The sequence below is a fragment of the Pedobacter metabolipauper genome, from assembly GCF_004362715.1.
Classification (GTDB): domain Bacteria; phylum Bacteroidota; class Bacteroidia; order Sphingobacteriales; family Sphingobacteriaceae; genus Pedobacter; species Pedobacter metabolipauper.
This window is the reverse complement of the sequence record NZ_SNYC01000004.1, coordinates 783,814-799,474: the sequence shown is the minus strand read 5'-3', so window position 1 is coordinate 799,474 and position 15,661 is coordinate 783,814. Positions and strand designations below refer to the sequence as shown.

The 15,661-nt window shown below is 38.2% G+C and carries 12 protein-coding genes; all 12 read right to left on the bottom strand.

Translation table 11 applies throughout. The features are described from left to right. Positions 1–5 precede the first annotated feature (5 nt). The 12 genes from ATK78_RS10155 to ATK78_RS10100 all read right to left on the bottom strand — a co-directional run bounded on the left by ATK78_RS10155 (position 6) and on the right by ATK78_RS10100 (position 15,656). Positions 6–1,022, bottom strand: a complete 1,017-nt coding sequence (locus ATK78_RS10155; RefSeq protein WP_133575973.1) for an N-acetylneuraminate synthase family protein — start codon at positions 1,020–1,022, stop codon at positions 6–8. Beyond that, positions 1,006–1,710, bottom strand: a complete 705-nt coding sequence (locus ATK78_RS10150) for a cytidylyltransferase domain-containing protein (RefSeq protein ID WP_133575972.1) — start codon at positions 1,708–1,710, stop codon at positions 1,006–1,008. Before ATK78_RS10150 ends, ATK78_RS10155 begins: the two co-directional genes overlap by 17 nt. Further along, positions 1,707–2,180, bottom strand: a complete 474-nt coding sequence (locus tag ATK78_RS10145) for an acyltransferase (RefSeq protein WP_208112337.1) — start codon at positions 2,178–2,180, stop codon at positions 1,707–1,709. Before ATK78_RS10145 ends, ATK78_RS10150 begins: the two co-directional genes overlap by 4 nt. Before the next feature lie 71 nt (positions 2,181–2,251). Next, positions 2,252–3,316: a hypothetical protein gene (locus tag ATK78_RS10140; RefSeq protein ID WP_133575970.1), complete on the bottom strand. Its 1,065-nt coding sequence runs from the start codon at positions 3,314–3,316 to the stop codon at positions 2,252–2,254. A 1-nt stretch (position 3,317) separates the two neighbouring features. Further along, the gene (locus ATK78_RS10135; RefSeq protein ID WP_133575969.1) at positions 3,318–5,108 is read right to left on the bottom strand and encodes an ABC transporter ATP-binding protein; all 1,791 of its coding nucleotides are present in this window, start codon (positions 5,106–5,108) and stop codon (positions 3,318–3,320) included. 27 nt (positions 5,109–5,135) lie between these two features. Further along, complete coding sequence (locus ATK78_RS10130) at positions 5,136–6,143, bottom strand: SDR family oxidoreductase (RefSeq protein WP_243732492.1); 1,008 nt, start codon at positions 6,141–6,143, stop codon at positions 5,136–5,138. Then, positions 6,130–7,440 carry a nucleotide sugar dehydrogenase gene (locus ATK78_RS10125; RefSeq protein ID WP_133575968.1) on the bottom strand — a complete coding sequence of 437 codons (1,311 nt, stop codon included), beginning with the start codon at positions 7,438–7,440 and terminating at the stop codon, positions 6,130–6,132. Before ATK78_RS10125 ends, ATK78_RS10130 begins: the two co-directional genes overlap by 14 nt. A gap of 3 nt (positions 7,441–7,443) precedes the next feature. After that, positions 7,444–9,852 carry a GumC family protein gene (locus ATK78_RS10120; RefSeq protein WP_133575967.1) on the bottom strand — a complete coding sequence of 803 codons (2,409 nt, stop codon included), beginning with the start codon at positions 9,850–9,852 and terminating at the stop codon, positions 7,444–7,446. Positions 9,853–9,867: 15 nt separating this feature from the next. Continuing rightward, positions 9,868–10,644 (bottom strand): polysaccharide biosynthesis/export family protein, encoded by a 777-nt coding sequence (locus tag ATK78_RS10115; RefSeq protein WP_133575966.1) that lies wholly within the window; start codon positions 10,642–10,644, stop codon positions 9,868–9,870. Between the two features lie 48 nt (positions 10,645–10,692). After that, positions 10,693–12,315 carry a capsule assembly Wzi family protein gene (locus ATK78_RS10110; protein WP_133575965.1) on the bottom strand — a complete coding sequence of 541 codons (1,623 nt, stop codon included), beginning with the start codon at positions 12,313–12,315 and terminating at the stop codon, positions 10,693–10,695. Between the two features lie 11 nt (positions 12,316–12,326). Further along, positions 12,327–13,964 (bottom strand): capsule assembly Wzi family protein, encoded by a 1,638-nt coding sequence (locus ATK78_RS10105; protein WP_133575964.1) that lies wholly within the window; start codon positions 13,962–13,964, stop codon positions 12,327–12,329. Between the two features lie 63 nt (positions 13,965–14,027). After that, positions 14,028–15,656 carry a hypothetical protein gene (locus ATK78_RS10100; RefSeq protein ID WP_133575963.1) on the bottom strand — a complete coding sequence of 543 codons (1,629 nt, stop codon included), beginning with the start codon at positions 15,654–15,656 and terminating at the stop codon, positions 14,028–14,030. Between the last annotated feature and the right edge of the window lie 5 nt (positions 15,657–15,661).

Below are 15,661 nucleotides of genomic sequence, written 5' to 3'. Positions count from 1 at the left end.
GGTCGTTATAAAAAATCGTCCCAGCTTAATTTTTGATGCATTTTTAGGTCATGTTTAACTGTTTTGCCTATAACATTGTCATATTCACGTGCATCAATACCATGATTTGGCCTCAAAACTGTTAGATTATCTTCGGTAAGAATTTCTCCTGATTTCAAATCCTTTGACGGATAAACTGCTCTTCTAAAAGATACCTCATGGTTATTATCCAGTTCAATAGGTAACGGCTGTTTTATTGGATTTCCCTGAAGCGTTTTTATGAGTTTGATCTCCTCAATCAGATCTGCGATTTCGGCAGGTGTCAATGATACTTTATGATCCCGGAAGGCTTTACCTTCCCGGCTATCGGTAAAATGAAACTCTAATACTTCTGCTCCCATCGCCACTGCGTATTTAAGTGCTTTAGATCCTTCGGTATGATCAGAATACCCAATAGTAAGGCCAGAAAGGTCTTTAAGCCTACCCATTACATTCAGGTGTGCATCTCCCTGCTGAATGGGATACATACTTGTACACTGTAAAATGGCAAGCATTTCTTTTGATTTGTATTCAGCATTTACGGATTGAATATAGCTAATTGTATCCAGGACTTCCTGTTCCGTTGACAGACCTGTGGAAACAATCATTGGCTTTCCTTTTTCCGCCGTCTTTTTAAGCACAGAATAAGCGGTTAAATCGCCACTTCCAATCTTATATAGCGAAATGTATTGATCCAGCCATTCCATCGCTTCTATGTCCCACACAGAGCTTGTGTAAAGGATTCCTGCCTCCTTCACCATCTCTGCTAAATAGATATGCTGATCTTTAGATAATTCGAATTTCTTAAAGTGTTTATTTCGGTCGGGGCTTTCTTCTTTTGAAACCAGGGAGTCACCGGTATAGATTTGAAATTTAACATAATCAACATCGGTATCAATAGCCATCTGGGCAAGCTTTTTAGCATACTCAAAATCTCCTTCATGATTTCCTCCGATCTCTGCGATAAGTAACGGACCGTGCTTTCCTTTAAATATTTGATTCATTTTCTATATGCCTCCAAATTTTATAAATTTCTTTCATATTATAATTCCAATGTTCCTGCGTAAAATAACTCATGATTTTTTTTGTACGCTCCAAATCTTCCATCGTATCCAGTGCCATTTGTAATCCGGAAGCTTCCGGCAGTATTTCATTGATATAATAAAAATGTGTGCTGGAATCGTTATCATACAGATAAAGGGTTACATGTTCCCGGTAAAGATCGGATTGAGTAATTTTGCTTAGTTTTGATGCGTAGTAATCCAATCTGACGATTTCCACACTCATACCTTTAGGAAAGGTTCTTCCTTTTACATTTGATACAAGATCATATTGATTTGTGTTGGCAATATGGATCATGTCTTTTAAAATACCGGTATCAACAAAAATATTATCTCCATTGATTCTAACCGCGTAATCCCAATTTTTTGATTTTCCAGCTAAATAAAAGCGTTCTGCGACATGATCTAAAGATCCTCTAAAACAGCTTATGCCTTTTTGTTCTGCAAATTCAGCAATGGGATTATCAGAATCGATATTTGAGGTGGCAATTACAATTTCATCCAGACTTAGCACCTGCAATAAACGTTCTATAATGTATTCCAGGACTTTTTTTTCGCCGATCTCCATTAAAGCTTTACCTGGAAGCCTTGATGAATTATACCTGGATAATATAACTGCGCCTAACTTCATTTTCTTTCTCCAATTTTTTTTGCAGGGCTCCCACCCCAAATTTCGTAAGCAGGTACAGATTGATTAAGTACTGAATTGGCTGCGATTACTGCACCGGTTGCAATCGTTACTCCTTTAAGGATGGTAACATTACTTGCAATCCACACATCGTCTTCAATTCTTATGGGAGCTGTTTCATTTGGCTGCTGGTTAATCTTAATTTCCCTGGCAATTTGATGGTTACTATCTACAATATATACAAATGGTGCGATCATGCAATCATTTCCAATCTCAATTTTCTCAGATGCAAAGATAAATGTGTTATAGCCTACGGTTGTTCTTTCCCCGATCCTCACAATCGCAGTTGAATTACAGCTGCAAATTTTAGCACCTTCTTTGATCACCACATCATCTTTTATGAAGATATTCTTAGGAAACCTTAACAATTCAATTGATTTATCCAGAAAAACCCGTTTTCCAAGATGTCCCAATCTTGTTTTTTGGATTAATGCCCTAAACCGATTAATCCAACTGAACTTTAAATGTTTTCTTAGCTGAGACATTAGACTGATTCTATAAAATTAAAATTACTACCTTTTTTTTCATTTTTAAAATAGTTAAAAATAAACCGCTCATTCTTATTTATAACGGCATCAGGCAATTTAAAAATAGTAAAATTGCATGAATGACTGAATAAAGAGTAAATGGTATGGAGGCTGGTAGAAGTAAACCCACCGATATGAGCGGGCACTTGTTTTAGGTTCATCAAGTAGATTTCTATTGGCGTACTTATATTTAAGATTTCAATGTCCAATGCACTTAACTCATCTTTTAAGATCGCTGAATCCTCCCTTGGGTGCGGAATATATTTAATTTTAGCGGAAGCGTTTAAATTTTTAAATGACTTAATGATATCAATATATGTATTCAATGCGATTCTTCCCTTGTTTACATATGGAGTACCTACAAAATAGGATTCATTCGTTTTAACCGTATTTTCTATTAACTTCTTAAAATAATTATATTCATTCGTTATAATCTGAGTTTTATCTGTACTGTCTAATTTATATTCTGTAAAGAAATGCACACGACCACGGACATCCCCCGTCTTTAATTTGAAGATCATGTCTTTAAGACGCGAGGTAAACAGGTATTTTAAAGAATAAAACATTGACTTTTTCAATGTTCCTGTTGCGTTTTTCTCCCTGCTTTGATATAAATGCAAGGTACCAATACCTTCATCCAGAAAGAATACTTCCACATTTAACCGAATCAGTTTATTTGCTAAATTCCTCATCGATTCATTTCCATAATTCCCAAAGATAACCTTTCCAACTTTTGGATAACTATGAAATATCTCTAAGCATTTCTTCTCATAATCGAGGGCATTTGTGATTCTTTTAAAGAACGAATTTGATTTTCGGGATCCTAAAAAAAAAATGTTATTCCAATCTACTATCTTTAGAATTTCCGGTTTAGATCTGGGGCTGGTTCTTAATGTACTGGTATGATTTTCCGTTAATCTCAATACCAGGGTACAATCATCAGGTTCAATTTGGTATTGAAACATCAGTTCCCTTGCCAGGTAAATTTGATAAACAGAATTATTTAAAAAGAATAAATTCATTTTAATACGTTTGCAGATCTACTATTCTTTTAAATCTTTCAGATTTAGTTTTTAGTTCCTCAAATGTCCCAACATCAAGGATTTCTCCTTTTTCCAGAAATATAATTTTATCTGCATTTTTAATGGTGGACAGTCTATGTGCAGAGATGATGATTGTTAAACTGCCAAATAACGAATTAAGGTTATCCTGAATTATCTTTTCAGTTTCTGAATCCAATGCAGATGTTGCCTCATCCATCACTAAAATCTCGATATCTTTGAATAACTCTCTCGCTATTGAGATCCTTTGTTTCTGACCTCCGCTGATCATCACTCCATTGTCACCCAACATCGCTTTTTCTTTGTCGGGAAGGTTCATCACAAAATCATAGATAGAGGCTCTCTTCATCGCTTCTTCAAATTTTGCCAGATTCTCAGCTGTAGGTTCAGACCAAAACGTAATATTGTTATATAGGTTATCGTTAAATATTACCGGATCCTGGGTGATATACCCAATTTTACTTTGAAAAGTGCGAACATCAAAATCGTTGATATCTTTTCCATCAATAAAGAACATGTTCTTTTCAATTTCCAGCAGACCGACCAAAATATTCATGGTTGTTGTTTTACCTGATCCACTTTCACCTACCAAGGCCACGGTTTGATTTTTTTTGATCTCAAAAGAAATATTTTTCAGGGTGTTTTCTTTTCCATAGGCGAAGCTCATTTCCCTTAACTCCAATTTTTCTGTGAATGAGCGGTATGGTGACTTCCCGTATACGACCTGATTTTTTGATAGTTCATCTATGAATTCAGTCATATTTTCCAATGAGCCTGATACGGTTAAAAAGTTATTCCAATAGGTTTGAACAGACATCAGGAAGCTCAATGAACGATAAAAAAAGAACAAGCTCAATACGATCAGTCCCAATGGCTGCTGGAATACATTAACCTGAACCAATATAACGGAGACGATTACTAACATCACCAGTGGTTCACGGATCATAGTTAACCAGTTGGTAAGGAGTCCGATTTTCTTTTGTATTTCCTGGGTTTTATTGATTGAATTTTTTAAGTTTTCGGCGAAACTATAAATTAGTCCTGTCGACTTCAGATATTTAAAGTTCCCTATTATCTGCATTAGCAATCCCTGAAAACCATGCAGTTCCCTGGTGAGTTTTTTAGAACTGTCTTTAGTAAACCGATAGAAACGTTTAAATACAAAGTTAGCTAACCCTCCTCCAACCAGCACCAGCAAGGAAAACTGAGGGTTCACGGTGAATGCCATAAAAATATAAACGAAGACCAGTACCCCATATTGAAACGCTGCAAAATAGGATTGATAGGCTTTTAATACCCGTTCTACTTCACCACTAAATGTATTTTGTATTCTTCCTGAATCACTGGTAACGAAGGTGCTGTATTTAAATCCTGAGAGCAGATTAACATTTGAGAATCTGATTTGCTTAATGAAAGACAGTTGTAAAATTAACCGGTAATATCCTTCGATAAAGCGAGCAATGCCTTTGAGGACAAAGAACGCCAGCATAATCAGCAAAACTGTTGTCAGATTCAGATTTAATCCTATCGCTTTTATTCCGTTTACTAAGAAGCCCATATTCCCCATTTGTTCTGGGTTAATATCGCCTTTATTTCCATCGACCATTTGCATTAAAGGCAAGAACATAGCCAGACCAAATCCGTCCAGCGTTCCTACTACAAGGCTTAGTCCAATTGAGATAAATATTTTATATCTCAGGTAAGAATAGAAGTATACAAAGCTTCCAAAATGTTTTCTTATAAATTTTTTCAAGGTTACGAACTTTAAAAGTCTTTCAACTTACTTATCTATATTGTTGACATACCAATCGATCGAGATCTTTAATCCGTCAAATACTGAAAAATGAGGATGATAACCGATCAATTTTCCGGCTTTAGAAATATCTGCCAAACTGTGCTTTACATCACCTTTCCTTTCTTCTCTATATTCCTGTTTTAAGTCAATTCCGCGAAGTGCTGTAATTCTTTCCCACAATTGATTTAATGTAGTTCGTTCCCCAAATGCGATATTGATCACTTCCTGGGTACTCATGTTTTCGATTAACATGGATTTTACATTGGCCTGAACTGCATTCTCTACAAATGTAAAATCCCGGCTGGTTTCACCATCTCCATTTATGTATGGGCTATTTCCTTTCAGGGCTGATTCTATGAATAATGGAATAACGGCAGCATATGGTCCTCTTGGATTTTGCCTGGGACCAAAAACATTAAAATACCTTAACCCAATTGTATGGAAGTCGTAGGTTTTTGAAAATACTTGTGCGTATAATTCATTAACGTATTTTGTTACTGCATAGGGGGATAGCGGATTTCCAATTTGTTCTTCCACTTTTGGCAGGCCCGGATGATCTCCATAGGTACTTGAACTTGCGGCATAAACAAAATTCTTAACTCCTTCATCTCTTGATGCAACAAGCATATTTAGAAATCCACCTATGTTTACGTCGTTTGTGGTAATCGGATCATTTATGGATCTGGGAACTGAACCCAGAGCGGCCTGATGTGATACATAATCTATGTCTTTAACTGCCTTTTGACAGTCTTCCAGTTTTCTAATGTCTCCCTCGACTAATTCGAATGCAGGGTTACTTTTAAAGATTTCAATATTAGCATGTGATCCTGTTGAGAAATTATCAAGTATCCGAACTTTTTTTGCGTTGTATTTCAATAGATATTCAACCAGGTTAGAACCAATGAATCCTGCACCTCCTGTGATCAGGAAGGATTTATCGCTTAAATCCTGTTCATGATATATCTTCTCGTACATGGCTTTATAATCTGGCATCGACTAATTCTTTATTTAAAAATCCTTTTACATCATAAATTATACAGTTGTCACATTTAATATCTGACAGATTTATTTCATTAAATTCATCATGACTAACGGTGAGGATTACTGCGTCGTATTTTTGTCCTTTAATTTCATTGAAATCATTGGATGTTTCCAACTTGTATTCGTGCAAAACTTCTGCTGGCTTAGCCCAGGGATCATATATTGTTATATTTGTATTGTACGTTTTTAGTTCATTGACAATATCAATTACTTTTGTATTACGTACATCGGGACAGTTCTCTTTAAATGTGAACCCCAAGACTAAAATATTTGCATTTTTAACTGCAATATCTTTCTTGATCATCAGTTTAATCACTTCCTGTGCAACATAAGCCCCCATGTCATCATTTAAGCGACGACCAGCCAGAATGATCTCCGGATGATACCCCAGTTCCTGTGCTTTTTGTGCCAGGTAGTAAGGATCTACGCCTATACAATGACCACCTACCAAGCCTGGTTTGAACTTCAAAAAGTTCCATTTGGTTCCGGCTGCTTCCAAAACTTCATGGGTATCTATACCCATTCTGTTAAAAATCTTACTCAGTTCATTTACAAAAGCAATGTTGATATCTCTTTGCGAGTTTTCAATTACCTTTGCTGCTTCGGCAACTTTTATACTGCTGGCCTTGTGTGTTCCGGCAATGATTATTGATCGATATAACTGATCTACATATTCTGCAGCTTCTGGTGTTGATCCTGAAGTTACTTTAAGTATTTTAGTTACGGTATGTTCTTTATCTCCCGGGTTTATCCTTTCAGGAGAATATCCTGCATAAAAATCAACATTATATTTTAACCCGCTGATCTTTTCCAGAACAGGAATACATTCATCTTCAGTTACCCCAGGATACACGGTAGATTCATAAATTACGGTGTCACCTGGCTTTAGGACTTTAGCAACGGTTTCACTTGCCCGGTATAAAGGAGTTAAATCCGGTCGGTTATTTTTATCTGTAGGCGTAGGAACCGTTACGATATATACATTACAATCCTTCAATTTTTCAAGATCATCAGTGCAATATAAACCAATACGGCTTGGTTCTTCCAGTGTTACGGATAACAATTCTTCAGTATTGATCTCTAACGTCCGATCTATCCCTTTTCTTAATTCTTCAATTCTCAACACATTTACGTCAAATCCTATAACTGGGTATTTCCTGGCAAATGCAGCGGCTAATGGTAAGCCAACGTAGCCCAAACCAATAACTGCTAACCGTGAGGCAGAAACTGATTGCTCAATATTTTCCATTAATTATGATTTTTTAAATATTCTTTTTATAATAGACTGTATCTTATTTTCTTTCTGAGTATCATTATCATCTTCATCATCGTAATAACCGTGACCATAGCCATAGCCATAACCGTAGCCATAACCACCATATTGACCATAACCTTTCTCGGCCTCAATACCATTGATTACTAATGACAATTTAGGTAGTTTTTCACCCTTATACAGATCGTTTACCAGTCTCAGTGACGAGCGAAGTGAATAGTTTGGCCTGATTACAAATAATGAGATATCTGATAACTTCGCTAAGCTTAATGAATCTGCAACTAGTCCAACCGGAGGTGAATCCAGAATCACATAATCAAAATTCTCACGAAGGTAGTTCACCAATTCAGCCATTCTTGGATGAATGATCAGCTCACCTGGATTTGGAGGAATGGGACCCGAACTTAACAGAAATAGATTTGGGTAATCTATTAAAGGCTGAATGATTTCCCCGGGATTCATATCCGGGCTAATAATGAAATTAGAAATCCCCAATGTATTCTGAACACCCAATTTTTTAGAAAGCATGGGTTTACGTAAATCCAATTCGAGAATAGCCACTTTTTTATTCCCTATGGCCATACTATTTCCCAAATTCAGACTTACAAAGCTCTTACCTTCTCCACTCATAGACGAGGTAACGACATATACTTTTTGAGCCTCATTAGCGCCGATGAAGGATAGGTTAGTCCGGATTGCGCGTAGCTGTTCTGCAATGGCAGATCTGTTATTTGCAGAGATTACAATCGGATTCATAGATGGGCTTAGACTAAGTTCTCCAAGAATCGGAACAGACGTTCCACGTTCTATTTCCTTTTTTGTTTCTATTTTTTGATTTAGCAAGACCATTCCAAGAATGATTAAGCATGGAATTGCTAATCCAACGCCAAATGCCTCAGCTAAGATACGTGATCGAACAGGGGATACAATTCCTCCATTTAGAACATCATCTGCTATTCTTGATATATCACCATCTGATGACACCAGCTGAATTTCAGTCTCTTCCTTTTTTTGAAGTAAGAATGTATATTGAGTTTCTTTTATGGACAATTTGCGATTTAATTCTACAAATTGCTTTTCCTTTTCCGGAAGGAGCTGGAACCGGCCAGAGAACTTATTTTCTTGTACAGACACATATTTATTACCAGCTGCAAATTGCTTCCTGATATTACCGATATTCTTTAGAATACTATTTCTAATCTCCTTTAACTGATCATTTACGCCAGTTAGTCTGGGATCGGCTTCGGTACCTAAGTTTGATATGGATTGCTTACGGAATACCAATTCATTATATTGCATTACCTGAGCGTTCAAAATAGGATCCTGAAGGCTATTGGCTGATGCTACGATTTCTTCTTTACCAGACGATCTGCTAATACTTGATTGTACGAGGTCTAGTAGTTCTTTCTGGTAATCATTCTGACTTTTCTGAGCATCTAACGTTTGTAAATTGCTCAATAGCTCATTTGCTGTGGCTGAAATATCATACAGCTGATTTTTAATTTTAAAATCCCTTACCTGATTTTCCTGCTGATCTAACTCTGAACTTACCGTTTCAAGTCTTTGACCTAAAAACTTAATTGCTCTGTTGATGGCCTGGTTCTTATAAACCAGATAAGAGGCATTATAGGCTGATATTAAAACTTTAATATATTGCTCGGCCTGTGCTGGCAACTCATCGATTACAGAAAGTCTCAATAAGCCTGTACCACCATTCTTCGCCGGTTCGATCGTTAACCTGGCTATGTATTTTTTAATTGCACTTGTTCTCTTTATAAATTGCAAGGTATAAACCTTATCTTTAATTATTTCACCTGGTTTTACCTTAAGCAGTATCGTATCCGAATGAACAATTATGGATTGACCATAATTCCCTCTGTATTGTTTATTTTTATCTTCAAGAACAAAATGACCGGCACTTAATTTTAGCTTGTATAATGCACTTCCTTTATTTGGTGAACTTTTATGAACCTGGATGGAGAAAGGCAAAGAATCCTTAAGGACAGGCTGTTTTGTAAATCGTCCCAAACTGGTAACTAAAATATCAAGATGTAAAGAGTCGACTACATCTCCATTAATTTTATGGGATTTTAAAATAAAGATTTCATTATTTATTGCTGATGATTTGTTATTAGAACCATCTAAAATTCCTGCATTGCTTAGAATATTATCTGCACCACTTTCAAGTACTGCCCCACCAACTAATATATATCCTGAAACCTGATATTTAGGTGTGGTATATCTTAAATACACAAATGCTCCTGAGATAAACAGCGCTAAGGAGAATAAGATCCAAAGGTAGTTTAATAATAGCTTGGATGCGTAGTGTTTTATGTCAAACGAGATGCCATCCGACTGCTGTATCTCATCCTCAAGAAGATCTTCCATTAAAAATATATTAAATTAAAACCTGGTAAAAATGGCTATTAAACCAACTGCCAGAGTGACGAAGGAAGCATAAAATCGTGTTTCCTCGCTAAATCGGCGGCTATCTCTAGGTTGTACATAGATGACATCATTATGTCTGACCTGAAACAATTCTGAATCGTAAAGGATATCCTTTTTTCGTAAATCTACTTTAAAGATAGTACGCTTTCCGTTGTAATCCCTGTAAATCTGGATATCGAATCTTTTGGCAGTAATCGGCAGATCACCTGCTGCCCCTAAAGCATCTAAAAAAGTTGTTCTTTGCAAAGGCAACGTATAGGTGCCCGGGCTTCTAACTTCTCCGAGAACTGTAAATTTAATTTGAAAAAACCTTACACTTACCATAACGCCTTTTAAATATTTTGAAAGGCGCGCAGTAAGGCTATCTTTAAACTGGGTTGCTGTTAGTCCTGAAGCGGGTGTTTTACCAATATAAGGCAATTCAATGGTGCCATCGGCTGCAACCAGATAACCCACTATTTCTGATTCTCCACCTCTGGCTCCTGATGCGCCTCCACCTGACGCGGAAACACCGCCATAATTATTAAATAATGCAGCAGCTTCCGGATCTTCGGCCCCTATCGTAATTGACAGCCTATCTCCATCCTGAATACTCCGTTCCACCTGAGCCATATGAGGTAACTCAATTCTAGCTGAATCAGGAAGATCATTAAAATATCTTAATTGTTTAGTAGATGTACAAGAACTGATGATTAACGGAATAACAATTAACCAATAATAAGTATTTTTCATAGGAAAGAAGATGCAATTTTTTTAATGTAGCAAATATACTATAATTTATTACCAGCGGTATAAGATTCCCACTCTTAATTGCAGATTATTAGCGTTTTCATTACCGTTTTCAGGCAGAACCCATTGGTAATTATTAGATTTGATATAGGTGAGTTGCGCATTAAATAAGAACTTTTCATATGCTTTATCGTAATTTGCAGTAAGCCCGAAATCAGACCAGGGATTTCTTTGCGCTTTCGTACTGGCCAGATCGGCATCATATAACGAGTAATTATTTTCATAATGTTCTGCGCGTATTCCAATCCTATTCCAGCCTTTTACCCAGTTAATCTCCAGTGTTTGCAAATTGCTTCCAGGACCAATACCTGCACCAAGAACCTGACCTTGCTGTGTATATCCATCCCTCACCTGGCTGTGACGGTACCAATAACCTTGCCTTCTAAGGGGTTGATTAGATGCACTCTCCATTTTGGTCAACTCAAACCCTACTTGTATATACTCATCCTCCCTGACTAATTTAATCAATTTTCTGAATCCGGCGATGTATGCCCTGGTATGTTCAGGTTCCGTAATTACATCTCTTAAGTTTTTAGAATGGTCTTCCCTTCCATATTGAAAATAAACCTCAGCACCGGTCTCAGGCAGCACATACCTTGCAAAAAGGGAAATTCTCTGATCACGTGTCTTTGTATCTTCTTCATCAGGACCTCCACCTTCCACGTTGAAACTATTTTTGGTAATTCCTGAAAAAACCGGAAAATAGTCGTCAAAGCCATTCCCCATCTGAAACCTGTATATAATAAAACTCCGGTCGAATCCAAGGAAAAGTCCAGGGATCCATTTTGGCTGGTAGGTTGCCACAATTCCGGAGATATAACGCCAACCGACCGGTTTAGGGCGGTATCCTGTAAATTCAGGATCAATACCGGATGCCTCCAGTTTACCTCCTATTAACTGTGCTTCAAAAGATCCCAAAAGTGTTTTGACCGGTCTTGCTGTATTCAGCGTAAAGTGCTTAAAACCGGAGGCGTTGTTGGTCATTAACAGGGAGTTTCTTGTTCCCGGGCCCCACCATAAATTTTCATTTGAAAGACCAGCTGAGACCGGGCCTGCATTTAAGCGAATGCTGCTTTGTCCTAAATTTAATTTCGAATAGCTTTGGTTTCCAAAACGTTCCGGAAGGTCAATGGTATTTATCAGTGCTCTGTTCAGCTCTTTAATATTTGAACTATTGGGTGCTTCCAGTATGGTCCTAAAATCTTTATTCTCTGCATAAACATATTCTGGTCTGAACTGAATGGTTAGCGGGCCAATTTTAGCTGCTATCCCTGCAGAGAACAAGGTCTGGTATCCCCTTGCCTGAATCATGGCACCATCGTTCATTCCATACGGATGATCGGTATTGTATTGCTGCTGCAGCAGTACGGGTAGTGCATACAGGACAATCTTTTTATTGGCATTGCTCCAGACTTCTTTATTTAAACCTGTTCCTGCGGCATTCGTTATGGGCCTGATCATAAAAGACGAACTATCCTTTCCTAAAAGCTGCTGCCGGCGAAAGTAATCGTCTGAATTGTCCAATAAGCCAACCGGAACCGTCTGTGCCTTTGCAGGGGCAAAGAACATGAATAAACAAAGCGGAACCAGATATGCTGATATTTTAATGGTCATTTTCTGGTTGCTTAAAAACGGTACATGATACCCAATTTAACATCGAGGTTTCCTACGTCCTGTTTATCCCAATCCCAAAACTCAGTATACTGAGGTGTAGGGCGTTCAAACGTCCACTGGTAGTTTAATGAACGCTGGTAAGTAAACTGACTGTTAAACACAAAGTTCTTATAATCCCAGTCTATCCTTGCCCCCATTAGAATATCGACCCAATGCCTTCTCATATCTGCTGTATAAGGGTTCATGGTATAGAACATATCGTTATTATGCACCATACGGTCTATCTGCAGGCCAATCCGTTTAAATCCTTTTACCCAGGCTACGTCAATGCTCTGCATATTACCGCCTGGTCCGACTACTGCACCGAGCAACTGTCCTTTATTGGTATAACCTTGTGTGATCTGGAAATTGTTATACCAGGTTGGTGCCGGCCATAGACTTCTTGGATTTTTATTACCCATTTCTGTAATTTCTAGCCCAACACGGATAAATTGATCCTGGCCCCAGTTAAGTGCTACCAATTTTGAAAATCCCGCAACATATGCCCTTAAGAAATCTGATCCCGGAATGGCCGGATCTTCAGCATTTTTACCTGGAAGTTCAAACGTATACTTCTTAACCCCATATTGCACATAGATCTCTGCCCTGGATTCTGGCATTACCCAGCGGATATAATAAGAGGTATAATTGTCACGGTGTGTACCAATATCCAGGTTGGCATTATACCTGCCTGCAGGAGGTCTTGCCAGTGTGGTATCTGTTTTATAATCTGATGAAGTACGGTCAAACCCGACATACAATCCCGGGGCCCATTTGGGCTGATAGGTTAAAGCGATGCCGCTGATGTTGCGGTCTATATCTGGTTTGGGTTCGAGGCCCAGACTTGCGGGAATCTCTACACCTGATGATTTTAAGGTTCCATGAATCAGCTGTGTTTCAAAACTTCCGATATAGGTTTGTAATGGTTTAACGGTATTGAAGGTATAATGTAAAAAGCCCGGTGCGTTATTGCTCATCACTAAAGAATTACGCATTCCCGGTCCCCACCACAGATTTTCATTGGACAGACCTATGGAGAAGCCTGCTGCATTTAAGCGTACACTGCTTTGACCCAGGTTAAACTTTTTATAAGATCCTTCTCCAAAACGCTCCGGAAGGTCTATACTTCTTCTGAATTCGCGGTATGAGCTGGTAAAATCCGGGGCATTATTGGTTTCCAGTAATGTTCTATAGTCTTTATTTTCTGCATATACATATTCTGGCCTTACCTGAACGGATAAGGGACCTATGCTTGCAAAGAAACCAGCACTTACAAGGCTTTGAAAACCTCTTGATGCGATCATTGCTCCATCGTTCATGCTGGATGGCAGATTGGTTTGCTGCATCTGCAGTGCGATCGGCAGCAGGTATATTTTCGCCTTTAGTTTATCGGAGCTAAACAACAGCTTTCTTAAAGAATAGGGATTACCATCATGAATGTATAATGGGCGGATCATAAAAGAGCTCTTCAAGGAATCGAGCCCCAGAAGCTGGTCCTTACGGTACACATCTTCCAGACCGCCAAGCATGCCTACTGGCATTGTTTGCGCAGATACAACGCTTTTTAAACAGATTAAGAGGAAGAACAGGCAAAGTACCTTTATTTTCATATCAGGGGTATTTTTTTCAACACTTATACTGCGCTAAGTTAAATAAAATATAGTTGGCCGTACTTAAAAATCTGAATACAGGTTCCTGAATGAGGCCTTTAAACCGATGTTAACGATTTGCTGGGTATCATTTTTCAAGCTGTTCTTTTCATTGCGATGGGCATAACCCAGCTCAATACGGAGGTTGTTTTTAGGATTTAAGATGTAGGCCAGCTTTACATCTGCAAACAACAGGTTGGTTTTTAAGCCCTGACCAATGAAATTGCCTTCATCGGATACCCTGGTGTCATATGGAAGATAAATATTTTTTCCATAATTTAACCCGTTAACATCTAAGCCATAGGTTGCAGCTGTAAGCTGGACCCGGAGGTCGAAATTATGGTAACGGTAACCGGCGATTGCCAGGTATTCCTTAAAGTTAGCCCCATAGGGATGTGCCAATGGCTGGTTATAATGCCCATAATTTTTAAAGTGTTCCAGCGCTGAATACGTATACGGCCTTACCCGGTTCATTTCCAGCTGTGCATTTAAACCGCTTACCTTAAAAATATCAAAACCCTTTATACCTCCCTGCATTCCATATTTATTTTTCCAGCTGCCATTACCTGCAAACAGATCTGACACGCTAAACTCATTCAGGATAAACTGCCCGTAAGCAACATACCTATCGGCAATCTTATAGCTTCCGTTTAATCCCATCACCACCTTGTCTGGTGATCCGTTTGCAAATTCTGTTGGACGGGAAAATACCAGGGGCGGGATGTAACCAAATTCAAATACCCTGCGGTACCACATTACATTCTCATAAAAACCAAGACTTAACCGCCTGGTTGCGTTCCAGCTGAGGTAATGGAAAATTCCATACTTTTTTGGGTAGGGTGAATCCAGACCCAGCTCTTCATGACCACGGTCTTCGTAGATGTCCATAAACTGGGCATACATTGCCATAAAACGTACCTGGCCAAGTGTTGCGGTTACTTTTACAAAAGGGTAGTTAAATGCATTGTCTGACAACAGCAATGAGCGGTACCCATCTCCAATAAAATTCTTATCGTATCCAAGCTGGAAGTTCACATACTTTGATGGCGTATAGGAGATTGATCCTCCGGAATAATTATAATCTAATCCTGTATCTCCATACGCCCTAACCCTGCCCTGTCCGGGTACTACGCGATTGGTAAAACTATATGCTGTATAATAATCTGCAAATTGACCCTGATTTTCATAAAAATAGCTGGTAAATGCAAACTGCTTTCCTATGGTTCCGCTTAGCTCTATTCCCCGTGTATTTAACCAGAGGTTGTTGTCTCCTTGTTTACCGATCTGAAAGTCTGGTATAAAATCAAGATTAAAGGTATAATCCGGATTTACCACTTCAATCAGGTGCTCTGTAAACAATTTTCTGAAGATCCAGTTCTTACGCTGCCAGGCTTTTCGTTCCGGATACAAAGATTTGAGTAAACTGTCCTGACTTAAACTGTCAGATCCTATTTCTGATGTAAAATAACTTTGTAATGAGGCATGATTTCTTCTTAAACTATCGAAATAGATGCTTCTTCCAAGTTTTAGCTGCAGATCTTTTCCTAAGGGAAAAAGCTGAGACTGGGTATACCCCTGACTGGTGCTGATAATTACCAGTAAAACGAGAAGTTTAAGATATAGAGCGGGTTTGCCTTTAAGCAGTAAAACCATTTGGT